22 protein-coding genes are annotated in these 21301 nt (G+C 54.9%); 6 read left to right on the top strand and 16 right to left on the bottom strand.

Going from position 1 to position 21301, the window contains the following annotated elements; genetic code table 11:
- Positions 1 to 169 precede the first annotated feature (169 nt).
- The 5 genes from KDX30_RS08395 to paoC form a co-directional block, all read right to left on the bottom strand.
- On the bottom strand, positions 170 to 1489 hold the full coding sequence (locus KDX30_RS08395) for an ammonium transporter (protein ID WP_027900416.1): 1320 nt from the start codon (positions 1487 to 1489) through the stop codon (positions 170 to 172).
- A gap of 485 nt (positions 1490 to 1974) precedes the next feature.
- A complete protein-coding gene (locus KDX30_RS08400; RefSeq protein WP_231675493.1) occupies positions 1975 to 2679 on the bottom strand; it encodes a helix-turn-helix transcriptional regulator in 705 nt (234 codons plus the stop codon).
- Positions 2680 to 2681: 2 nt separating this feature from the next.
- The gene (locus KDX30_RS08405; protein ID WP_231675494.1) at positions 2682 to 3626 is read right to left on the bottom strand and encodes an NAD(P)-dependent alcohol dehydrogenase; all 945 of its coding nucleotides are present in this window, start codon (positions 3624 to 3626) and stop codon (positions 2682 to 2684) included.
- A 103-nt stretch (positions 3627 to 3729) separates the two neighbouring features.
- A complete protein-coding gene (locus KDX30_RS08410; RefSeq protein ID WP_231675495.1) occupies positions 3730 to 4644 on the bottom strand; it encodes a LysR family transcriptional regulator in 915 nt (304 codons plus the stop codon).
- Positions 4645 to 4679: 35 nt separating this feature from the next.
- Positions 4680 to 6890 carry an aldehyde oxidoreductase molybdenum-binding subunit PaoC gene (gene paoC / locus KDX30_RS08415; protein WP_231675496.1) on the bottom strand — a complete coding sequence of 737 codons (2211 nt, stop codon included), beginning with the start codon at positions 6888 to 6890 and terminating at the stop codon, positions 4680 to 4682.
- A gap of 537 nt (positions 6891 to 7427) precedes the next feature.
- Between paoC and KDX30_RS29480 the strand changes: the two genes are divergently transcribed.
- Positions 7428 to 9452, top strand: coding sequence for a M10 family metallopeptidase C-terminal domain-containing protein (locus KDX30_RS29480; protein WP_264760229.1), 2025 nt, complete (start codon positions 7428 to 7430; stop codon positions 9450 to 9452).
- Between the two features lie 115 nt (positions 9453 to 9567).
- On the opposite strand, the gene tspO is transcribed toward KDX30_RS29480, so the two are convergent.
- Positions 9568 to 10014, bottom strand: coding sequence for a tryptophan-rich sensory protein TspO (gene tspO / locus KDX30_RS08430; protein WP_231675497.1), 447 nt, complete (start codon positions 10012 to 10014; stop codon positions 9568 to 9570).
- 225 nt (positions 10015 to 10239) lie between these two features.
- Here tspO and KDX30_RS08435 point away from each other — a divergent pair, with 225 nt between their 5' ends.
- Positions 10240 to 10863, top strand: a complete 624-nt coding sequence (locus KDX30_RS08435; RefSeq protein ID WP_231675498.1) for a DUF7716 domain-containing protein — start codon at positions 10240 to 10242, stop codon at positions 10861 to 10863.
- 7 nt (positions 10864 to 10870) lie between these two features.
- Here KDX30_RS08435 and KDX30_RS08440 read toward each other — a convergent pair whose 3' ends face one another.
- The 8 genes from KDX30_RS08440 to KDX30_RS08475 all read right to left on the bottom strand — a co-directional run bounded on the left by KDX30_RS08440 (position 10871) and on the right by KDX30_RS08475 (position 15219).
- Entirely contained in the window at positions 10871 to 11458 is a 588-nt protein-coding gene (locus KDX30_RS08440; protein WP_231675499.1) for an SMI1/KNR4 family protein, read from the bottom strand.
- A gap of 88 nt (positions 11459 to 11546) precedes the next feature.
- Positions 11547 to 12137 (bottom strand): SMI1/KNR4 family protein, encoded by a 591-nt coding sequence (locus KDX30_RS08445; protein WP_231675500.1) that lies wholly within the window; start codon positions 12135 to 12137, stop codon positions 11547 to 11549.
- 46 nt (positions 12138 to 12183) lie between these two features.
- On the bottom strand, positions 12184 to 12702 hold the full coding sequence (locus tag KDX30_RS08450) for a DUF4303 domain-containing protein (protein ID WP_231675501.1): 519 nt from the start codon (positions 12700 to 12702) through the stop codon (positions 12184 to 12186).
- A gap of 40 nt (positions 12703 to 12742) precedes the next feature.
- A complete protein-coding gene (locus tag KDX30_RS08455; protein ID WP_027900408.1) occupies positions 12743 to 13072 on the bottom strand; it encodes a DUF7716 domain-containing protein in 330 nt (109 codons plus the stop codon).
- A 62-nt stretch (positions 13073 to 13134) separates the two neighbouring features.
- Positions 13135 to 13680, bottom strand: coding sequence for a hypothetical protein (locus KDX30_RS08460; protein ID WP_231675502.1), 546 nt, complete (start codon positions 13678 to 13680; stop codon positions 13135 to 13137).
- Positions 13681 to 13690: 10 nt separating this feature from the next.
- On the bottom strand, positions 13691 to 14065 hold the full coding sequence (locus KDX30_RS08465) for a hypothetical protein (RefSeq protein WP_049826949.1): 375 nt from the start codon (positions 14063 to 14065) through the stop codon (positions 13691 to 13693).
- 64 nt (positions 14066 to 14129) lie between these two features.
- Positions 14130 to 14711, bottom strand: coding sequence for a hypothetical protein (locus tag KDX30_RS08470; RefSeq protein WP_231675503.1), 582 nt, complete (start codon positions 14709 to 14711; stop codon positions 14130 to 14132).
- Between the two features lie 58 nt (positions 14712 to 14769).
- Positions 14770 to 15219 carry a DUF7832 domain-containing protein gene (locus KDX30_RS08475; protein ID WP_231675504.1) on the bottom strand — a complete coding sequence of 150 codons (450 nt, stop codon included), beginning with the start codon at positions 15217 to 15219 and terminating at the stop codon, positions 14770 to 14772.
- A 173-nt stretch (positions 15220 to 15392) separates the two neighbouring features.
- Between KDX30_RS08475 and KDX30_RS08480 the strand changes: the two genes are divergently transcribed.
- On the top strand, positions 15393 to 15770 hold the full coding sequence (locus KDX30_RS08480) for a hypothetical protein (RefSeq protein ID WP_231675505.1): 378 nt from the start codon (positions 15393 to 15395) through the stop codon (positions 15768 to 15770).
- Positions 15771 to 15780: 10 nt separating this feature from the next.
- Here KDX30_RS08480 and KDX30_RS08485 read toward each other — a convergent pair whose 3' ends face one another.
- A complete protein-coding gene (locus tag KDX30_RS08485; RefSeq protein ID WP_231675506.1) occupies positions 15781 to 17376 on the bottom strand; it encodes a J domain-containing protein in 1596 nt (531 codons plus the stop codon).
- Positions 17377 to 17379: 3 nt separating this feature from the next.
- The gene (locus KDX30_RS08490; protein ID WP_231675507.1) at positions 17380 to 19074 is read right to left on the bottom strand and encodes a molecular chaperone HscC; all 1695 of its coding nucleotides are present in this window, start codon (positions 19072 to 19074) and stop codon (positions 17380 to 17382) included.
- Positions 19075 to 19366: 292 nt separating this feature from the next.
- On the opposite strand from KDX30_RS08490, the gene KDX30_RS08495 reads away from it, so the two are divergent.
- The 3 genes from KDX30_RS08495 to KDX30_RS08505 all read left to right on the top strand — a co-directional run bounded on the left by KDX30_RS08495 (position 19367) and on the right by KDX30_RS08505 (position 21191).
- Positions 19367 to 19936, top strand: coding sequence for a hypothetical protein (locus KDX30_RS08495; protein ID WP_231675508.1), 570 nt, complete (start codon positions 19367 to 19369; stop codon positions 19934 to 19936).
- Positions 19937 to 20013: 77 nt separating this feature from the next.
- Positions 20014 to 20706 carry a DUF6891 domain-containing protein gene (locus KDX30_RS08500; protein WP_231675509.1) on the top strand — a complete coding sequence of 231 codons (693 nt, stop codon included), beginning with the start codon at positions 20014 to 20016 and terminating at the stop codon, positions 20704 to 20706.
- A gap of 53 nt (positions 20707 to 20759) precedes the next feature.
- Positions 20760 to 21191, top strand: a complete 432-nt coding sequence (locus KDX30_RS08505; RefSeq protein ID WP_049826948.1) for a hypothetical protein — start codon at positions 20760 to 20762, stop codon at positions 21189 to 21191.
- Positions 21192 to 21301: the final 110 nt, after the last annotated feature.

Below are 21301 nucleotides of genomic sequence, written 5' to 3' on the forward strand. Positions count from 1 at the left end.
TCCGGTCCCACAGGATCGCGTTGGTGCAAACCCCGTGGGAGCGAATTCATTCGCTCATGCATACACTTTTGCAGGGCAATCAAGACAATGATTGTGCAGCAATGCCGAATCGAAAGCAGTCGGGCTTAATACCTTCAGCCCGACCATCAACCCCGAATAATCCTGAGACTCAGTTCGAGTATTTGTACCCGACCTCGCCGTGCGCTGCCAGGTCCAGGCCATCCACTTCGGCATCCTCGTCGACCCGCAAGCCACCGCACAGCATCGCAGCGATCTTGAACGCCACCAGGCTGCTCACCGCCGAGAACACGATGCTGAACAGTAACGCGCCGCCATTGACCATCAACTGACTGATGAGGTCACGGCCTTCAGCAAATCCTTGACCACCCAACGCTGTCATGGCGAAGACCGGGGTCAAAAGCCCACCCAGAATACCCGCGACACCGTGCACGCCAAATACGTCGAAGGCGTCGTCGAGGCCCAGCATCGGTTTGAGTTTTTCCACCGACCAGACACACAGAGGGCCTGCGATGAAGCCCAGCACGATGGCGCCCATGGGCCCGACGAAACCGCATGCCGGGGTAATTGCCACCAGACCCGCGATAGAGCCCGATACCGCACCGAACAGACTTGGTCGGCCACGGTGTTTCCATTCCACAAGCATCCAGCCCAGCGCACCGGCACAGCTGGCCAGCATGGTATTGACCATCACCAGCATGGCGAAACCATTGACGGCCAGCACGCAGCCACCGCAGAAACCCAGCCAGCCAACCCACAACAGTGAACCGCCGGTCATGGTCATCGTCATGTTGTGCGGTGCCAGCGCTGAGGTGCCGAAACCGCGTCGCCGACCGATCAGCCAGGCACCGACCAGCGAGGCAATACCGACATTGAGATGCACGACGTTACCGCCGGCAAAATCCTGCACGCCCAGACTGAACACCCAGCCACCGCCCCATGCCATGTGCGCCATGGGAATGTAATTAATGGTGATCCACACCGCCATGAACACCATCACCGCTGCAAACTTCATGCGTTCGGCAAATGCACCGACAATAATTGCCGGGGTAATGGCGGCAAACAGCAACATGAACAGAAAGTACAAATACTCAGGAATGGTCCCCACCACTGTATGAATGGTTACGCCCTGCAAAAACAACTTGTCGAAGTTGCCAATGATTGCATTCAGCGAGCCGCCGTCGCCAAACACCAGACTGTAGCCATACACCGCAAAAATGACCGACATCAAGGCCGCCGTGCAGAACACCTGCATCATCACCGATAGCACATTCTTGGTTCTGGCCATACCACCGTAGAACAGCGCAAGGCCGGGCAACGTCATCAACAACACGACCAGCGAACACAGCGCCACAAACGCTGTGTCACCCGTGTTGATCACTGGCGTAGCTTCATCGGCATACCCTGAAGAGCAAGCCACAACAAGAGGGAGGCCGCAGATGGCGCGGCCTGTGCGAGTAAGGCGGATCATGGCTGAGTATCTCCAGAGGTCAGGAATTTCGCTGGCACGACCCTGCGGGGCAGAGTGCGTCAGCGCTTGGATTTACGCCTCAGGGTGAAATTATTAATTCCCTTTGAGTAAATTAGTTTCCTGTAAGGAATAGCAATTTGCTTGCCATTTCCGCCTAGGTCAGCGGCGTGGATCGCCGTTATTGCCGAGAACTCGGCGTTTGCCTGTTGTGAGGAAAGGTTTTTGTTTGCGGCAGGTGGTGGATGCCAGCAACGGCAATTATGCAGGCTGGGAATATGCACTGTTACTGCACACTTTCTCGAGTCGAGCGCCTTTATGGCTATATGCATAATGGGGTATTGCCAAGACATTCCCAGGTGTCGATCGCCAGCCAGCAAGTTGCGACTTATCCAAAAATAGCAGCTACATATTTGCTAATTTCTTCCACTGCCAAAACAGGCATGTATGAAAAAGCTCAAACAGACGATGTAGCCAGCCGCCCGCGATCAGCACGTCTCACCACGTTCGTTACACGGCAAAATGTCCAGGGCACGCCATTCGTTGATCATCTGGCGGCGATTGCGGGAGTAGCGTTCTGCAAGCACTTCAACGTGCGTCACGTTATCCAGGTCTATCATGCGAAATTTGCCGTCAGCCTCGCACCAGGCTGCTACTGAACGCCGGTTTTCAATAAACCCCAACATGATTGGCCAGATGATCTGGTCCATATCGGGTGCATGTGTGATCGACAACGTGATACGCAGCTTGCACTGGTTGCGCAGGGCACGGCGAATCTCGCTCAAGTCGATGGGTGTGGCATGGGATGCAGGGCCGCTGACATAAAATGTTTCATCGTCGAAGGCCGGTCGCATGTCCGGAGGCAGGACAGCGTTAATCTTCGCTAATGCATTTTTAACGGCGAAGGCAAACTTGTCGTCGGTATGACGACTGACCCATAAAGCACCGGTTACCAGTGCCTGTATTTCTTCCTCCGTAAATGAGAGCGGAGGCAGAAGAAAACCCGGCTTGAGCACGTATCCCAAGCCGGGTTCACCCTCAATCTCGGCCCCCATGCCCTGCAATGTCAGAACGTCGCGGCGTATGGTGCGAAGCGACACTCCCAGCTCTTGAGCGAGTGTTCGTCCTGATACCGTTCTGCGATGACGCCGAAGCACTTGCATCAGCTCAAACAAACGATCACTTCTGGCCATAGCTACCCTATCTCGTTAACCATCTCGATGACGGCCTTACCGCCAGGTTTGCGACCGTTTTCGATGTCCCCGATCAGTTGTATAGCATCGTGTAGGGCCACAGATATGCCTATCGGGATTCTGAAGCTTCCTGCACTGGCAGCCTTGGCGAGCTTATCCAGAATTTCTGCGCGGGGCGACCCAATGATGGGTTTGAGTCGGCGATCAAAGATCGCTCGAATGAATTTGCCAGGGCCTGGGTTCAGATCCAGAAACACGCCTCCCGGGCGCAACATTGCAACCCCTGTAGAAACAGCTAGCGTCGCCGCGGTGTCGTAAACGACATCGAATTGGACCGCGATACTGGATACCTGTGTATTGCGGTAGTCATAGACGGTTCGCACACCGAGTGTTTTTGCCCTTTGTATGTCCCTGGCGCTGCAACTGCCTGACACGATACCGCCATGCATAAGCCCTATTTGTACAGCGGCTTCGCCCACGGCACCGGCACAACCGTTGATGAAGACCTGCTGGCCCGCTTGCAGCCTGGCTTTGTCGATAAGGCCGTTCCATGCGGTTACGCCAGGCGTACCAAGGCACGCAGCTTCCTCGAATGAAACATCGTCGGGCTTATGGGTTAGAAATGCTTCTTTTGTGATAACGGCCTCGGCAAACGCGCCGCTTTCCTTGAATCGGGCCAACCCGAAAACCGCATCGCCCACTTTCAAACGTGTCACACCTGGGCCGACCGATAAAACCGTTCCGGAAAAATCCATACCCATCGCACGAGGAAATTTCTTCCCGGTGACGATTTTCATTTGCCCACTGCGCAACTTCCAGTCAATCGGATTGATCGCAGCAAACCTGACACTGACTGCAACTTCGCCTTCGCCTGGGGGAGGGAGGTCAAAATCCTCGACCCGCATCACTTCCGGCCCGCCGTACGTGTGATATTGAATGCGTTTCATGATACGTCTCCGAACCTGGTCCAATAGTTGAGCTGGCTTCGGAGTTGAATCTATAGCGGGATGTGGACAGTTTTTGTCACCATTCGGATGGGGCATGCCAACGCTATGGAAGGGGACCCATCGGTTCGAGTTCGCGGATGAGGTCAATGAGCAGGCGAAGGCCTACAGGAACCAGCCTGAAGCTTGAGTAGTAAATGTGAAAACCCGGATCGTAATGAGTCCAGTCCTCCAGAACTCGCTGCAGCGAGCCTTCCGCAATCTGTCGTTCAACGACCGTCGCGGGAACGTACATCAAGCCGGCGCCACGCATCGCCATTGCTACACCGACGCGGGTTTCATCAATCGTTATGGTGCCGGGCGCGTCAATCTCCATCTGTTGATCCTCTTTCGAGAATTGCCAGTGATAGATGCGTGCGTTACCCAGGCGTACGCGTAGACAACGGTGTTGGTATAGATCTTCCGGATGTTTCGGGGTACCGAATCGCTCAAGGTAATCAGGCGCTCCAACAACGGCCCATGCCACATCGGGAGACAGGCGTTGAGCGATCATGTCTTCGGGGACCGTGCCACCAAAACGAATGCCTGCATCGTGTCCGTCGCCGATGATATCGACCATCCGGTTGGTCACGGTCAGGTCGACCTCGATGTTCGGATAGCGATCAACAAATACCGGCAGAACAGGCCCCAACAGCAATTTGGCTCCGTCACTCAAGACGTTCAGACGAATACGCCCGGCGGGCTCATCACGTAAGCGGTTCAGAGACTCAAGCGCTTGCCCGATATCATCTATCGGAGAGCTGATGAGGCCCTGCAACTCCTCACCGGCAGCCGTGAGCGTCACGCTTCGGGTTGTGCGGTTAAGCAGCCGAACACCAAGACGCGCCTCAAGGCCTTTCATGGCATGGCTCAGCGCTGACGCACTGATGCCCACCTCCAGGCCCGCCTTTCTGAAGCTCTGATGCCGAGCGATGGCGAGGAAATAAACAATATCGGCCAAATTCGTCCGGCTGAGCTGCATTGATGACTCCGAAGCCAAGTGAGTTGAAGGTAAGGTCAGCCCAGAGCGGGCAAATGATCAATGAGCTTATCGAGCGTGATGGGGTAATCGCGAACCCTTATGCCGGTCGCGTTGTAGACAGCATTGGCAATCGCCGCGGCAGCTCCGGAAATACCAAGCTCGCCGACACCCTTGGCCTTGAGAGGTGTTGCGTAAGCGTCTACTTCATCGAGGAAAATAACCTCCTGATGAGGGATGTCGGCATGCACCGGCACTTCGTAGCTGGCCAGATCATGATTAACAAAAAATCCCAGGCGATGATCCACAATCATTTCTTCCATAAGCGCTGCACCTGCGCCCATGGTCATCCCGCCAATGATCTGACTGCGGGCTGTTTTGGGGTTGAGTATCCGTCCTGCTGCACAGACCGCCAACTGGCGGCGAATGCGAATTTCTCCTGTGGCGGCATGGACGCCGACCTCGACAAAATGAGCGCCAAAGGTTTGCTGGGCATACTTTTTTGCCAGGTTGCCGAACTCCATGACGTCCTCGGCCATTACGTCGCCGTCCATTGCCGCTTGTGCCAATGGCATGCTTTTTAAACCATCACGAATCTGGCCACCGATAAATTCCGCTGTTGTTGGGTCCAGTCCTAACTTCGTCGCGATGGCTTCCCTGAGTTTCACACACGCAGCATAGACGCCCGCCGTGGATGAAGCCGCGCCCCATTGGCCGCCTGACCCGGAAGACTCCGGGAAGCGTGAATCCCCTAAATGCACGTTCACCTTATCCATGCCCACACCCATCATTTCCGCTGCAGTCTGGGCAATGATTGTGTAGGAGCCGGTTCCGATGTCTGTCATGTCGGTTTCGACGGTGACGATGCCATCGCGATCCAGCCGGACGCGAGCGGCGGATTTCGTGGTAGGCGCTCCACGGATGGCGGACGCCATGCCGATGCCGGTCCACCAGCCGTCATGTAGCTCCTTGCCGGGCAGGGGATTACGTCGAGCCCAGCCGAAATGATCAGCTCCCGTATTCAGGCACTCGACTAACTGGCGCTGCGAAAATGGGCGATCTGGCTGCTCCGGATCTACCTGAGTGTCGTTGATGACGCGAAACTTCACAGGATCCATGCCCAGTTTCTCAGCCATTTCGTCCATGGCAATTTCCAGCGCCATCATGCCTGGAGCCTCACCGGGCGCTCGCATGGCGCTGCCTTCAGCCAAGTCGAGTTTGGCCAGGTACAAACGGGTCATGCGGTTCGCGCCCGCGTACAACGTTCGGGTTGATGCGGTGGCGGCTTCAGTACGACCACCGCGCAGATTGCCGGACCAACTCTCATGGCCGATGGCGGTGAGTGTGCCGTCCGGATTGGCACCCAGCCGTATTCTTTGAATCGTCGCTGGCCTATGGGTCAGGTTGTTGAACATCAGCGGGCGGGGAAGCGCTACTTTTACCGGCCGCCCGGCTTCTCTGGCCGCAAGAGAGGCCAACACGGCGTCACACAGAATGGTGCCTTTCCCGCCAAAACCGCCGCCAATGTAAGGCGAGATCAAGTGAATGTTGTCTTTGGGGATTCCAAGTGTCTTGGCCAGGTCTCTGACGCCCCAGTTCATTTGCTGAATGGACGTCCATAGCGTCAGTTTGTCTCCTTGCCATTGAGCAATGGTGGCATGGGGTTCCATCATCGCGTGGGCATGATCCGGGGTGGTGTAATGACCGTCGAGGGTGAAAGCTGCTTGCTTGAACGCGCCTTCGAAATCCCCGATAGCGGTTTGTGGAGGAGGGCCGAACGCACCCGGCGGGGGTGTCTTGGCCGACTCTCGCTGCGCGGCAAGATCATAGGCTCCAGCTTCCTTGACGTAATCGACGCGAAGCAGTGCCGAGGCGGTGCGGGCTTGTTCGAACGTGTGGGCAACGACGATTGCTACTGCCTGGTGATAGTGATCCACCTCAGGACCGGCAAGTGCGCGATCAACGTAAAATTCCCCCTTGTCCAAATGCCCGGCATTTTCATAGGTTACGATTGCAATAACACCGCTGGCCTGGCGTGCTTCGCTCGAATCAATTGAGGAGATCCGGCCTTTTCCAATGGATGCACCTAATACATAGCCGTAGGCGGGCGCGCTGGCAGTGGCCTGCTGTTCGTAAGCATACGTCGCCGTGCCGGTTGTTTTCAGTCTGCCTTCAACACGATCCTTGGGTTGACCAATCACTTTCATTTGATCGATGGGGTTGGTGCTCGCAGGCGTCTCAAACTTCATGGGGCTTACTCCTTGTCAATCGACCGCCGTCTTGCGTCGCAGGTGCACTGGATGAAAACAGGTGTGATGGACTTTTCCATGGCTGGAGCCTATGGCACCAGGCTTGCGCTGATAACAGGGCTTTACAACATGAATCCATGAGCAGGGCTCAGCAGTACTACGTGAAGTTCATGCAGTCTGTAGGAGCGAATTTATTCGGGAAGAGATCGGTACATCCGCCACATCATTGCTGTCTGGAATGCCGTCTTCCCGGATGAATCCGGTTCTACCAGTCTCGCGGCAAACATAGGGCCTGTAGGAGCTGCCGAAGGCTGCGATCGCGGCGTGTCAGGAGAAAGGCTTCGCAGCCTTCGGCAGCTCCTACAGAAAATGCATCGCCCGTACATCACCTGAAAACCGCCCAAATACATTGCTGAACAGATTTCTGGCACATGTTGCATCATTCGAGGTCAGAGTTTTGCTCGGTCGTCCGACATCTCGGCGAGCGCCCTTACTCCACTTTGACGTGGACCCCATGACGTTTAAAGGATTGGCAACATGGAAGAGCAACGCACGCATACCGTGATTACAGCCCCTGGGCAGGTTTATGTAGACCCCACAAACTTGGGTGATAAGGCCAACAGCGTCGCCATGCAGGCGGATGGCAAGATACTGGTTGCCGGCTTCAGTACCTATGTTCTGGGGCGCTTGGGCGATTCTTATGAAGAGCACGAAACACGCGACAACTATTCGGTGATCCGCCTCAATACGGACGGTACGCTGGACACCACGTTTGGAGAAGACGGCGTGGTGATGGTTCAGGCTAGCGTAGACCAGGACCAGGGTATCTATATGACGGTACAGCCGGACGGCCATATCCTGTCAGCCGTCGCCGGGCCGTTGGGCGTACGTGTTCAGCGCTTCAATGAGGACGGCGTAGCGGATACCTCCTTTGGTGGCACGGGGGTTGTTGACGTCGATATCCCGCCCGCCGACAACGGCGGACATATTACGGTGAACCCGGACGGGACGCTCTACATCACGGGCATGGAGGGTGACTACCCATCCGTGGCAAAGCTCAACGCTGACGGTTCCCTGGCCACTGAGTTTGGTGAGAATGGCAAGTTCACCTTCACCGGTGGAGGTGAATTCATCGGGGTTTACAATTCGACGACAGTACAACCCGACGGCAGCTTTCTGTTCGGCGGCAATTACTCGGCAATGAGTGACTACTCCTACAGCATCGTCAGAGTCTCTGCTGATGGTGAACTGGACACCAGTTTTGCTGACAACGGCACCCTGGTGTTCGAACAGTCGTTTGGGCTACAAGGGCAATCTGCGGTCACTGTGCAGCCCGATGGCAAGATCATCGTTGCAGGTACCAGCACAACTTACGACGCCGCTACAGTAGTGCGCCTCAACGCGGATGGCAGCTTTGATACCAGCTTTGGCGACAACGGTGTTGTGCACCCGGCATTGGGTGCTAATGAAGGCTACTCTGCGCGTGGCGTAACCGTGCAGGAAGACGGAAAAATCGTGGTTGTCGGTCAGGGCGGGTACGCCATTACCCGGCTTAATGCTGACGGATCTCTGGATACTACGTTCGGTAGTCAGGACGGTAATCGCCACATTGATGGCTGGACCGGCGCGGACAACCTGATTGGCAACGATCAGGCTGAAATCATAAAGGGTCTGGGCGGCGATGACGTACTGCAGGGTAATGGCGGGCGGGACGTCCTGATCGGCGGCACCGGCGCTGACATTTTCAGGTTCGACGCGGTGGGCGACAGCTTCCGTACCGGCACCACCACTGGCAGTGACCGTATTGTTGATTTCGACGCGACTCAAGATCGTATCGACCTGATTGGTCTGGGCTTTACCGGCCTGGGCAATGGTCTGGACGGCACGCTTTCACTTCAGGTAAACGCTGAAGGTACGCGTACCTACCTGAAAAACTTTGAGACCAACGCTCAAGGGCAACGCTTCGAACTGGTGCTTGAGGGGAATTACCTCGATCAGTTGAACACCGACAACCTGGTATTCGAACCGGTGAACATCAAAGGCACCGCAGGCGCTCACGTGATCAACGGCTCGGCTATTGCCGAGACAATCCAGGGGCTGGGCGGTAACGACCATATATATGGCGGTGGGGGAGATGACGTTATCCAGAGTGGTGCCGGCCGCGACATTCTGGACGGCGGAGAGGGCGCAGACACTTTCCTTTACACCTCCATCCGCGATAGCTACCGCACAGCCACGGACAGTTTCTCCGACGTCATTGAAAACTTCGACAAGAGGTTTGATCACATCGATGTCTCGGCACTGGGCTTTACCGGGTTCGGAGATGGTACTGGCGACACGCTTAAACTCAGTTACAACACAGAGTTGGGCCGCACTTACCTCAAGAACTACGAGACCAACGATCTGGGCCAGCGCTTTGAGTTAACCCTGGACGAACGCTGGCCGTTGACGGAGCTGCAAGACACCGTCATCTTCGCGCCGCAGAACGTCGCCGCCGCATCTGTAGAGGTGGAGCTGATAGGCGCTCAATCAGAACCTGCGCAGGATTGGGCGTTCTCCTGAGTTAGAAAGGCTGAGTTATAGAGCCTGAGCTGCTCTTTCTAGCGTTTGTGAAACAAAGAGCCCCGGTAGCTTTGCAGGCTACCGGGGCTCTTTAGCGACGTACGTGCGTACAGAATTAACGCTGACGGTTGTGCCGAAGAATATAAAAATTCAGCGCTGCCGCTACGGAGAGCCACGCCAGATAGGGCAGTAAAATGAGCCCCGTAACGATGTCCAGCTGAAAAGACATCACGACCATGGTGGCGACCACTGCCCAAAGCAGCGCAAGCACTACCATCGCAATGGCGATGCGGTGCGCGCCAAAGAATACCGGTGTCCACAACGTGTTCAGCGCTATTTGTGCAGCCCAAAGCGCGAGCACGATCTCGCTGCCGGGGATCAGGGTCAAGCGATACCCTGCCCATGCGAGCAGCAGATAGATCGTCGTCCACGCCACCGGGAAGGCCCAGTTCGGCGGGGTGAAGCCTGGCTTTTGAAGTGACTCGTACCAGGCCCCGGGTTTGAAGATGATCCCCGTTGCGGCGGCAGCACAGCATGCGAGTAGATAAATGTAGAAGGTCATAGGTATCCCTGAACGGAGAGCATGTGATTCTGAAAAGGCAGTGCCTGTATCGGGATTGGATACTTATGTGATGAAAAAGTCCGTACCGGATTCAACAATCAGCCGCGTTCGGTGGTAGATACCTTTGACTCTTGATTGACGCGCACTCAGGGCCTGCTCGTCAGCCCCGTTTTCCTGCAGCCTTGGTATAGTCACCGCTCATTACGCGCAAGGAGACGTTGCAGGATGTTCAAGCTCAAGTCGTTTCGCGAAACCGTCGAGGCTATTGCTGCATGCTCTGATGATCGGGCTTTGTGGAGCCAATACGTCTGGGTCTACGTTCAGGGCGACACAGCATTGCTGGACAGCCGCTTTTACCTGGTTACGCGCGATGACGAGGACGAGGATGAGCGTCGAGTTTCGGAATTTGGCGCCCAGCACGACCTGTCCTCGTGCCTTGAGGCGGCTACTTTTGCAGACGTGTTGTCCGTACAGAAGCGCCAACAGCTGCACTCTAGCCTGGAGGACTACGCCATCGCTCTTGAGCATTACTCTGAGCAAGATGCCTTTCTGGAGGTGCCAGGCGGTGATGAACCAAAGGCAGCAGAACCCGGTTTGGCGCGGGACTTGTACGCTGAGTACGACCTGTTTCTGGCTGAATGCGCGCCTGACCAGTTGAGTGTCGCGGCGCGGGAGGTTAGCGCGATTCTTGAGATCAACATTGCCAGTGCGCTAGAGGGATGTCGGGCGTTGCCCTTGTGCCTGGGAGAGCGCATAACCGGCGATCAGTGTATGCAGATCGAAGCGCGTTTTTCCGCGCTCTCGATTCCGTTGCAGCGAGTGACCCATCGCTCATTTCCCTGGCAGTAAGCAGGCGTCAGGTCTCCCGGCGAATGAACGGGTAGTCGTGATCAATCAGTTGTTGCAGGTAATGATCGAAGCTGGACGCAATCACTTCATAGTTATCCGGGTCATGCAGAAAGCGCATGATCTGACCCACTGTCCCGCCCGGTGACGGATTGAAATCAATATACAGTCTGGAAGTGCCCCCGTTGTTGAGGCAATTTGAAAAGCAAAGCCGCTCGTTCATGCCCACCGTGCGATCAATGCCTTCTCCGGCCAGCTCGCCTTCCTCATCCGGCCAGCCTTCATAAATTTCGTCGATGCTTTCGGTACAAAAGCCGTCAGCCTCGGCAAGGATGTCTTCTACCGAATTCAGGTAGTAAGGCAAACCCGCCAGATCGGAGCCCAGCATCAGTACTACGGACTCGTCGTCCGGGTATTCCCAATGCGTGCCGTCGAAATGGCCAAGCAGTTGCAACAGGCTAGCCGGGCACAACGGATAACGTTCGGTGAGCCGCTGCAAGTCTGCCGCAGAAGCACCGTGTGCGTGTTTCAGTAGATCGAGATCTTCGGCCGGTAACACCTCGCGCAGACCGGCAAGATAAGTTTCGACGAGGCTCATGATGGGGTGCCTTTAAAAAGAAAAACTGGATTCAGGTTGCCACGTTTATCGTCCAGGCTGAGCTGTAAAACCCTGGACTTACAAAACGTCAGTAGTCTTCATCCTCGAAAACGAAGGCGTAATTATCATCAATCAACTGTTGCAGGTACTGATCGAAGCTCGGCGCAATCACCTTGTAACTGTCAGGATCGTGAAGGTAGCGCACGACCTGACCCACATTGCCGCCGGGCGCTGGATTAAAGTCGATATACAGTCTGGAACTGCCGCCATTGTTCATGCAATGCGAGAAACACAGACGCTCATGCATGCCCAGCGTTATGTCGATCCCGGGGCCGACGAGGTCGGGCTCGTCAAGATAGCCTGCATAAATTTGTTCAATGCTTCGGGTGTAAGTCTCAATTTCTTCAAGGATCTGATCGACCGAACTGAGGTAGTAGGGGTACTCGAATACATCGGAGCCAAGTATCAGGACCATGACTCTGCCGTCCGGATAATCCCGGTAATGCGTGCCGTCGATCTGGCCGAGCAATTGAAGAAGGCTTGCCGGGCACAACGGATAACGATCGGTGAGCCGCTGCAGGTCAGCCGCTGAAGCGCCGTGTGCACGTTTCAGTTCATTGAGTTGTTCGGCCGGTAAGGCTTTGTGCAGACCGGCGAGGTAGGTTTCGACGATGCTCATGATTGAAGTCCTTGCATAACTATTGAATATCCCGATATTCGCGGTTTCAACTGGAGGGTGACTCCCTCCATGCCCTGAATTCGTCGGCCTGGTCTGGAGTGTTGAGAGCGGTAACCCAGGCAATCTCGTCTTCCGGGCACTCAAAGTCCGAAACCGCAAACACGTAAATGGCATCGTCGAACGTCGTTGTCAGCTTTCTCAGGGCGATGACAGATTGCTCGAATATATGTTTGCGATGTGCCACGAAATTATCCTCGGTGGTCGCGTCGGTCAGGTCCCAGAGCATTTTGCATAAATCCTGGAAGTAATGGTCGGCGTAGGCTTCGTGGCTCCACTCGGCGGGATACCACTTGAAGTATTGCCAATCATCGGAGTTTTCAGCTATGACACGCTCCAAATGGTCTTGAGTGTTAAAGGCGGGTACCAGTGTTCCCGCGTCGCCGTCGGAATACAGCGCGAATCCGCAGACCTTTGCGTTCGGGAAGTCCGCTCGAAACTGTTCGATGGCGCTCATGGACGCTTTCAGGACATCCCGTTGAAACTGCTCAATGTTCAAAGTCGACATGGGGTTCTCGTGGCAGCTTATGGCTAACGATCATTGTTCATCAGCGCGGGTCTGGCTGAAATTCCATGAACGCATCGTTTTGGTAAAAGAATTCGAAGGCCTGGAAGTAGTTCTCCAGCGATGCGTGAGTCAATTGCTGGTCGGCGTTGAAGATGACGTCCTCAATCATGGCCTTCTCCAAGGTCTCCACCCAACCTTCACTGGCCACCTGCGGGGGCAGGTAGTCGGTGGAATCGGGTGCGAAATCCCGGCTGTCCAATGAGAACGCGCCGCGGGTATCTAGCGTCCATTGAGTCGCTGGCAAGTAGAACCAGCTGTCAGGCATGTCTGCGATATTCTGCAGTACTTCGCGAATGCTGTAAGTTTTCATCAGGCCTCACTCAGGCTGTTCAAGCAGCGGTATCAAATCATTCCATCAGGTTGAAAAAACAATCACAGCCTGTGGGGTGAAGTCATTGCTTCGATTAATTCAAAGGTGGCGGGCTCTGCCGAAGAAGTGGCTGCTGCCTGCTCCAGCAAGTTATCGAGAACATGCTGCTCTGCGGCCGTCAGTTCCATTTGTAGGTAGTCAGGGTCGCGCTCGTAGTACAGCAAGTCAACGTTTTCCAGGGTCATGTTGATACTACGCTGCAATAGAGCCGCGTCGCCGGTGGCTGTCGCTCCTATCAGATAAAACAGGGCGATAAACGCGTTTTGTGCATAGCTCGCTTCCTGCTCACTGAACTCATCGGTGTCAGGTATGTGGGCCTCGATCTCTGCGTGCAGGTCGCGGCTCTCGCTGGCTCGTCCGGTGATGTAGACCGATAAGCCGTGGCAAAAAAGATCTGCCAGACATTGGTTATAACGACGATCAAACATCTCGACCAGACGCAGACTTCTGAGCGTATAGCTGGCGATCACCAGTCTTTGTTGCTGCGCGGACAATGCCTGATAGTCAGGCTGGTGGATTAGGTCGTGTACGGGGTCGATGTCTTCCATTTGATTACGCTCAGTCCTCTTCAACGACAGCTTTGATCAATGCCTCAAGGGATGAAAAAACCTCTGCGTCATCGATGAAAGGATTTCCCGAGTCCTGCAGGTAAAACCGAGGCTCTGCCGAGCGCTCCAGTAATACAAAGCGACCGCCAGAGTCGTCACCAATGAGCAGGTGATCAGGAAAAGACGTCGCTATGTCGTAGGTCTCTTGCCGTTCAGCGATGTGGTCCGTGGAATAAATGAGCACAAGGTCTTCGATCATCGCGCCGTTGCACTGCGCCCAGAACCCGGTTATCCATGCCTCCGATTTTATGTTGCATTGCTGCATGGCCATAGCGATGTCTTCGACACTCGCAGGCGGATTTTTGTAGTCGTAGCGCAAGCTCATTGGAGTACACCCATTGAATTAAAAGCCTGAGGCGGCTACTGAATAGGAGATTAACTCCACGTGTTCATTCAAAAAAGAACTTCATGAATCCATCCACGTCGGCGCCCTCAACATCACCCACTACGTCTCTGACTCTATCCAGAAAGGCAGGTTTGGGACTCAGGTCGTCGTCGAGGGTGTCATCATTGAATTCCTGCAATTGCACCGTGATCCCGGCTTGTAAGGCGTTGAGCAATGAAACGATATCTGAAGCGACCTTGAACGACCTTTTCTGAATCGATCCGTAAATGGCAGAACAGGCATCGTGGCGGTCATAAACCAGCACATCGCCATTGCGATCTGCGAAAACGGTGAAGCCTTCTTTCCAGCCCCACGCAGGGTCTTCATCGTCTATGACATGCCAACCTTGCTGTGCTTGTTCCAGCCTCAGTGGGCCATAAAGTTCCAGGCCGAAGTCTGCGCCAATCATGGGGTCGGCCGAGAGGTCTATGTGCTCGAAATACCTGCGCATCAGGCCCGCTTGCGGCATCTCGGCGATGGCCGGAAGATTAGCCGGGGCGGCGTTAAAGGTGAGGGCCCCGAGCGAGCCAGGCCAAGCATTGAATTGCGCTACAAACCGTTCAAATGCCTGCAACGACTCATCCATGCTATTTCCCTCTGACCGTACGTTGATGTTGGAGCGTAATTCTCGTCGCCAGGCTCGTTCAAATAATATGTTCGGGCCGCCCGGCTGCAATCCAGGCCGCAAAGCGTGCATCCATCGCAGCAGACAGTTGGTCGTAATGGTCCCAGCTGTCCTCAACGCTGTAGAGGGTTTTAATGCTGACGCCAAAGGTCTGCAGGTAGTCGTCGACGTAGCGACTGTCGTTATTCAAACCTTCGTAGTAGGCAACGGCAAATGCATTGCCGGTTTCAGAGAACTCCTGGTCGGTCAGCTTTTCGTCCAGTACGTTCATTAGAAACTGTGCGCCGGTGAGGGTGCGAGCCTTGAGTTGGGCAAGTTCGCTCTCGGCATCTTCTTCCAGTTCTTCGCTGGCCAGGTTATTCATCAGCATCCACGCGAGAAACATACCGATATGAGTGGCGCCAGCGGCTTTTGGCAGATGCTTGGGGAAGGTGCCCAGGTAGTGCCAGGAGGCATCGTCATATTTCATGTATTGCTCCATTCAGAAGGTACATATGAGTCACGAAGAGCAAGTCATGCAGGTGATGACCAAAGTCGATCTCAGTGCGATATGCTCATGCCATAAAGACGTCGTGCAGCAGTTTTGTAGTGGGGGCACTGAGCGCTGCGTGTCCTCGGTTGTGAATTTCGGAGATGTTTTTCATGATTGTTCAAGATTTGAATGCATTGTGGAGTCTCGTTCGCGCAGACGGTTTTTTTGAAGCGTTGTGTGCAGGCAACCCTGACTGGGACTCGATGCTTGATGCCCGCGATGAGGCGGGGTTTGATGAGCAATGGTCCCGGCATCACCTCATTGTGCAAAGCACTCCACTGACCGGTGAGGTGATTGAAAACATCACCCTGTTGAGAGAGTGGGTATTCAAAAAAGTTTTTTCAGTCTCGGACAATTCCGAGCTTGCAGGGTATGTCAGCGATGATTTCGGTCTGATTGCTTATCACCTCGAAAGCAATACGGACTCTGCGTGGGTAACGGGGCTACTGGATGCTTATGTCCACAACCAGTTCCCCCACAGCCCTTGATGCGCAGCCATCAACTTTTAGTCAGCACGGTGCCGGGCATGTGCAGTTGCACATAGCCGATGACACACAGCATCGAAACGCCAAACAGCCATTGCAACGGGCTGAGTCCGGCAATCCGATAGATCGCCTGCAACGGCTTTCGCCAACGGTACTGACGGTCTGCAGGCGCGGCACCGGCAAACCGCAGCAGGCCTATGGCTCCGGTCAGCACATAAGCCGCGAGGCCGAGTATCCCGAGCAACTTCCATATTAGAAATCCGAGTGCTAGATAACCGCCGCTGTTACGGATCACGAGGTATCGACGATCCTTGATCAGATTGTGTCGCACACACCATAGGCTGATTTGCAGGTCCACGTCATACAGGTATTGCGTCAGCGACGCCCAGTGGCTCAGTAACCATTTACCGACGTAAGCCGCCAACACGCCGCCCGCGATATAGAGTGGCAGCAGGATTATTGTGACCGTGAACATGAAGTCGGGTTGATCCATGCTGTTCAGGATCAGGCCGAGGGTGATGACGCAGGCGCTGCGTTTCAGCCCGTAGGGCGGCGCCTTTTGTACGACAAGTGCCTTCCAGAACCTGGGGTTGTGGTTAGGGAATATTCCCAGCAGGTCAGGGTACTGACTGGCAAAAATCTCTGACAGTTGTTCGCAGGCGTGCCAGTCTTCCTCGCCAAAATCAGCAGCCAGTTGCGCTTGCTGTGCAGGGGCGGTGCAGAGCAGAAACAGAGTGGCGGCATTGGCGCGCGCACTGGGTTGTTGTTCGCGCAGTTGCATGAGGCTGCGTAACTCGTTAAGCCAGGCTTGTTGCTCGCAGCGCCGACGCAGGTATTGCCATGACTTATCCGCAATGGGCACCACTGCCGCTTCATCGTCCCAACCGAACAACTGGCAGACGCGCTGGAATAGTGCGGGCGACCAGCTTTCAGTGTTGAGGAACAGATTCAGGACGTGCACCTGCAGTGCCTGGCGGCGTGAAAAATCACTGAGCCAGCCTTGACGGCTGTGCTGCTCCAGGCAGTCGAAAAAATACGCGTCTTCGCCTGCAGCCATGTGCTGATCAAGGCGGTTATAAAGCACTGTGGTGAGAGCAAAGGCAAGCCGTTGTTGCTGAAACTCGCCACCAATGATCTGCTGCCACGGCGTCAGCCATTGACGTTTTTCCAGACCCCACGTCAATAGCGCAGTGTGCGCTTCAGGGTCGTCTGCACATCGCTGGAACAGAAGACGCTCGAACTCAGGGCCACAGCCTTTGGCCGAGGCTGTATCCCAATACTGCTCAACGTCTGCGTCATCAAATCTGGAGAACAGCTCGACGGCTTGCTCGTAGGGTGAAGGTGTCGGGTTGAGAGGCTCATGGGGGTGGCTTCTGACAACAAAGGGTTCAGCCATGAAGTCAGCAGCAGCTTGCTCGCTCTCGTCCAGGCCGCCATCACGCATGATCTGCAGGGCTTGCTCATACGCTTCACGCAGTCGCTGGAAGGCGACCGGATCTTCGTCCGGGCGCGTGGTCTTTAGCTGTCTGGCGTATTGGCGCTTGATGCTGCGCTCATCGGATCCGGCAGGCAGGCCCAGTATTTCCCAGCAATCGAAAGTCGACACCATGGCTCAGTATCCGCCGCCTCTTTCCAGCCGCGCGATGCGCTCGCTCAGGTCACTACGGGCCTGACGAATGATGTGTTCGTCCTGGGTTGCCAATGCCTGCTGAAACCGATTCGCACAGCGGTCAATCTCCTCACGAAGATCGCCCAGGCTCTCCTGATACATGCGCTCCAGACGGGCGACCAGCAGGGTATTGATCTGCTGATCACGGGGATGCACTTTCAGTGCGGCAAGCGCTTGCAGACGCTCGGCAATTTCTTTGGTGCTCAGTACGCCCGGGTTATTTTCGATGACCAGTACGTGCTGCTCGCCGGTGGCAGGGATGCTCACCTGACATTCCAGAATGCCGTTGTTGTCGTAGGTAAAGCGTACGTCGAGATCCACGGGGCCTTTTTGTGGCGGGACGGGAATATCCAGTTCACCCAAGGCAATGTTGTCGCGTACCAGGCGACTTTCGCCCTGGTAAATGCAGACCATCACACTGTCCTGAAAATCATGAACCGTCGACACAGTTTTAACCCGGCTCACCGGGACCGTACTATTGCGTTCAATGATCGGTAAATAGTGGCCGTTCTCACGATCCTTGCCGACTCTTTGCGAGATCTCGATGCCCATGGTGTAGGAGCAGACGTCTGTAAGTATCACTTCCTCAAGTGCAGCACTGCGTGATTTCAACGCAGCCTGTATGGCTGCGCCGTGGGCCACGGCTTCGTCAGGGTTGAGATGAATCGAAGGAAAACGACCGAACAGGCCGGCGGCAAGTTTACGAACCAGTGGCATACGTGTGGTGCCGCCCACCAGCAATACTTCGTCGAGTTCGTTGATGCGGATTTTGGCATCACGCAACGCGCGTTCGATGGGGTTGCGCAGACGTTCAAGCAAGGGGGCAAACAACGTGCTCATATCGTCCTGGGTGAAAACGTGCTTCCACTCTTTGCCATCTACCCGCAAAACGAACTCGCTGTCGTTGTCCTGCCCGAGTGCCTGGCGCACACGTTCGGCTTCGCGGCGTAGCGGCTGGATGATCGACTGTGGGGCGGGAAAATCAGGCTGGTCGCGTTGGGTCTGGATGAAGCGCTCGGCCAGCAAATGGTCGAAGTCTTCACCGCCGAGGTAGTTGTCGCCAGCGCTGGCACGGACCTCCACGACACCGTCGAAGAGCTCAAGAATTGACACATCAAAGGTGCCGCCGCCCAGGTCGAAGACCAGGAACGAAGTCTCTTTGTCGCGCTGAGGCAAGCCATAGGCCAATGCGGCTGCGGTCGGTTCGTTGATCAGTTTGTCGACTTTCAGCCCGGCCAGTTCACCCGCGATGCGGGTGGCCTTGCGCTGGGCATCACTGAAATAGGCCGGGACGCTGATGACAGCCTCGGTCACCGGTTCGCCGTAAGCGCGCTCAACATCTTCCTTGAGACTGCGCAGTACCAGCGCCGACAATTCCTCGGGGCGAAATGACCGTGAACCCAATTGAACGGTATGGGCGCTGCCCATGTGTCGTTTGAACAACGCTGCGGTCTGGCCGGGATGAGTATGCAGGCGCTCGCGTGCAGCCTGGCCAACCAGTATCCGGCCTTCCTCATCCAGCCCTACGACCGAAGGGGTCAGGACATGGCCCAGTACATTGGGCACCAGCACGCTGGCATCGTTATGCCAGACGGCAACCAGACTGTTAGTGGTGCCCAGGTCAATTCCGACAATCATTAATCTATTCCCTATCCCTGGTTTGACGGCGCGTTGCTGTTAATGAGCCTGAGGGCTGAACGTAGCCATTTGAGATCACCTTTTGAAATGTTGGTTCAATACTGGCACGCTCGAGTAATCGGTGAGAGATTCCATGTTTGTCTGCGAACACAATCTTTGTGGGAGCGAATTCATTCGCGAAGAGGCCGGTACAATCGCAGCCTTATCGCCTGGAATGCCACCTTCCCGAATGAATTCGGTCCCACGGATCAGTCATCAACTCGATATCCTGGTCAGCCTTTGGAAGTGACGAATGAAAACTGAGGCAAACATAGAAACCTTCAGCCCCGGTGTGGTTATTTTCGACCCGGTCGTGTTGCACCGTTTTGTCGCTGAGCAGTGTCCTGATGCCTCCAATCTTTTTGAGGTGTTCGTCGAGCAAAGCGAAACAGGGCGGCTGGCAGTGCAGAGCGGGGCGGTTGTGCCCTTGTATCCACTGCCCGAGGAAGACTATGTGTTTCGTTTGCTCAATGAGCGAGAGTTGCCCTTTGAACAACGCAGCGAAGCGGTTTTTCGATACACGGATATTCCACTGAACGTCACCAGCGGCCTGTTGATTATTGCCGATCTGCATGCCTTGACGGATTGGGACCCTGAGTTCTTTCTGAATTACAAAGCCCGGCTCTCAGATCGCCTGGGGAATAGTGATTATCTGGATATTTTGCCGGGGCTCTACGCATTGAGCATCACTGGCCTCAGTGAGTTGAATGAAGGATTCTCACGAAGCGTCTATGAGTTGGGGATCACTACTGTCGAGTCGTTACCGGTTGTGCGTGATGAGGCAAATTTTGATCAGTGGGATTTCAGGATCAATCGGGCATAAACAAGTTTTCGCGCCAGCAGGAGGTTTTTCCTGAGTAAAAAACATGCATAGAGAACTACAGCCCGATTCATGAGTCCATGACAGACGCATGCAAGGATGTGCAGTTTTTATTGGCTGATCAGTCACCAGAGACAACAGTATCAGTATTGATTGTTTACGCTGGCGAGGTGCCAATGGCAGACAGTAATGAGTACGTTGCGGACAGCATACGGATGTGGGTTTCGTCTGGCTTCTATACGGCTGAAGAAATGCACGCGATGGTCGATGACATCGTTGACGGCGACTGTGATGTTCCCGCGCTGAAGGCGTTGATCCTGCCGGAGCTGCAACGCAAGCTCGACGCAGAGCGTAACTGGCCGCAGGTAACTGCCTGCGATCGACTCGATGATGTGTTCTATCACCTCCATGAAGACGGTATCTGTGCCCTCCAGAATGCGGGCTATGAGACGTCGGATGGTTTTACGGAAGTGGCTGAAGCGCTTGACGAGGCCCCCGATGATCATTATCACGGCTTTTGCTTTTATCATGGGCAAGACGTTGAATGTGTTATCAAGAGTGATGTTCTGTACATCGCCTTTGGGGCGATCAGTGATGATCCTGCACAGGCTCTCAAGGTGGGGCAACGGCTGGCGACAGTGTTGAAAACTGCTGGGTTTGAAATCGTCTGGAATGAAACCGTCGAGCGGTGTGTGGAAGTTCACAACTTCAAGTGGCAACGCAGAAGTCCAGTGACTGACAGCGGACTGGATGCGTTATCCACGCTTCATTAATGTTTTTATTTATGTATTATCCCCGGACTTTTTCTCGCTAAGGAAGACAATCGATGTCAGTCATCAGGAGTGTTTGGGCAGTGCTTTTCAGTATCTGCCTGTTGGGTTCATCCGTTGCAATGGCCGAAGAGGCCCGCCCGGAAGTCGCTGATAAAATTTTCGCTTACAGTGGCGAGAAGGGCGTCAAGGTCTGGGTCCTGCGCATCGGCGATCGGTCTGCCAATGAAGCATTGGTGCAGGTGGCGGGTGTCGATCACGAGTGGAACTTGCGCATTCAGAAGATGAAAGTCGAGAACACCAACAAGGACACTCGTTATTCTGTTCAGAGGGACGGCAAGCCCTACGAAGTACTGCGACTTGATCGAGATAATGGCGAGCTTTACCTGCCTGGTGAAAGCCATGAACTGCGTGTCAGCTACAACGACGAGTTGTCCATGACCGGCCGTCCGCAGTGGTTCCTGACAGAGTTCCTTGACCAGAAGTAAGGTTGTTGTCTGGCCTGATCGCATTGCATGTGCGCTCGGGCCTGTCAATATCAGGAGATCCTGTTCATTGGGAAAGGTCGACAGCGTGAACAATGCACCTGAAGCAGCCA

This window comes from Pseudomonas quasicaspiana (assembly GCF_021147825.1).
Taxonomy (GTDB): Bacteria; Pseudomonadota; Gammaproteobacteria; order Pseudomonadales; family Pseudomonadaceae; genus Aquipseudomonas; species Aquipseudomonas quasicaspiana.

What these genes read in the sequence shown, in the direction of transcription:
- KDX30_RS08395 (WP_027900416.1), bottom strand. Translation starts at nt 1,489, where the DNA reads ATGATCCGCCTTACTCGCACAGGCCGCGCCATCTGCGGCCTCCCTCTT.
- KDX30_RS08435 (WP_231675498.1), top strand. Translation starts at nt 10,240, where the DNA reads ATGTTCAAGCTCAAGTCGTTTCGCGAAACCGTCGAGGCTATTGCTGCA.
- KDX30_RS08495 (WP_231675508.1), top strand. Translation starts at nt 19,367, where the DNA reads ATGAAAACTGAGGCAAACATAGAAACCTTCAGCCCCGGTGTGGTTATT.
- paoC (WP_231675496.1), bottom strand. Translation starts at nt 6,890, where the DNA reads ATGAAGTTTGAGACGCCTGCGAGCACCAACCCCATCGATCAAATGAAA.
- KDX30_RS08490 (WP_231675507.1), bottom strand. Translation starts at nt 19,074, where the DNA reads ATGATTGTCGGAATTGACCTGGGCACCACTAACAGTCTGGTTGCCGTC.
- KDX30_RS08485 (WP_231675506.1), bottom strand. Translation starts at nt 17,376, where the DNA reads ATGGTGTCGACTTTCGATTGCTGGGAAATACTGGGCCTGCCTGCCGGA.
- KDX30_RS08460 (WP_231675502.1), bottom strand. Translation starts at nt 13,680, where the DNA reads ATGGAAGACATCGACCCCGTACACGACCTAATCCACCAGCCTGACTAT.
- KDX30_RS08475 (WP_231675504.1), bottom strand. Translation starts at nt 15,219, where the DNA reads ATGAAATATGACGATGCCTCCTGGCACTACCTGGGCACCTTCCCCAAG.
- KDX30_RS08400 (WP_231675493.1), bottom strand. Translation starts at nt 2,679, where the DNA reads ATGGCCAGAAGTGATCGTTTGTTTGAGCTGATGCAAGTGCTTCGGCGT.
- KDX30_RS08465 (WP_049826949.1), bottom strand. Translation starts at nt 14,065, where the DNA reads ATGAGCTTGCGCTACGACTACAAAAATCCGCCTGCGAGTGTCGAAGAC.
- KDX30_RS29480 (WP_264760229.1), top strand. Translation starts at nt 7,428, where the DNA reads ATGGAAGAGCAACGCACGCATACCGTGATTACAGCCCCTGGGCAGGTT.
- KDX30_RS08470 (WP_231675503.1), bottom strand. Translation starts at nt 14,711, where the DNA reads ATGGATGAGTCGTTGCAGGCATTTGAACGGTTTGTAGCGCAATTCAAT.
- KDX30_RS08410 (WP_231675495.1), bottom strand. Translation starts at nt 4,644, where the DNA reads ATGCAGCTCAGCCGGACGAATTTGGCCGATATTGTTTATTTCCTCGCC.
- KDX30_RS08455 (WP_027900408.1), bottom strand. Translation starts at nt 13,072, where the DNA reads ATGAAAACTTACAGCATTCGCGAAGTACTGCAGAATATCGCAGACATG.
- KDX30_RS08480 (WP_231675505.1), top strand. Translation starts at nt 15,393, where the DNA reads ATGATTGTTCAAGATTTGAATGCATTGTGGAGTCTCGTTCGCGCAGAC.
- KDX30_RS08440 (WP_231675499.1), bottom strand. Translation starts at nt 11,458, where the DNA reads ATGAGCCTCGTCGAAACTTATCTTGCCGGTCTGCGCGAGGTGTTACCG.
- KDX30_RS08445 (WP_231675500.1), bottom strand. Translation starts at nt 12,137, where the DNA reads ATGAGCATCGTCGAAACCTACCTCGCCGGTCTGCACAAAGCCTTACCG.
- KDX30_RS08505 (WP_049826948.1), top strand. Translation starts at nt 20,760, where the DNA reads ATGTCAGTCATCAGGAGTGTTTGGGCAGTGCTTTTCAGTATCTGCCTG.
- tspO (WP_231675497.1), bottom strand. Translation starts at nt 10,014, where the DNA reads ATGACCTTCTACATTTATCTACTCGCATGCTGTGCTGCCGCCGCAACG.
- KDX30_RS08405 (WP_231675494.1), bottom strand. Translation starts at nt 3,626, where the DNA reads ATGAAACGCATTCAATATCACACGTACGGCGGGCCGGAAGTGATGCGG.
- KDX30_RS08500 (WP_231675509.1), top strand. Translation starts at nt 20,014, where the DNA reads ATGACAGACGCATGCAAGGATGTGCAGTTTTTATTGGCTGATCAGTCA.
- KDX30_RS08450 (WP_231675501.1), bottom strand. Translation starts at nt 12,702, where the DNA reads ATGTCGACTTTGAACATTGAGCAGTTTCAACGGGATGTCCTGAAAGCG.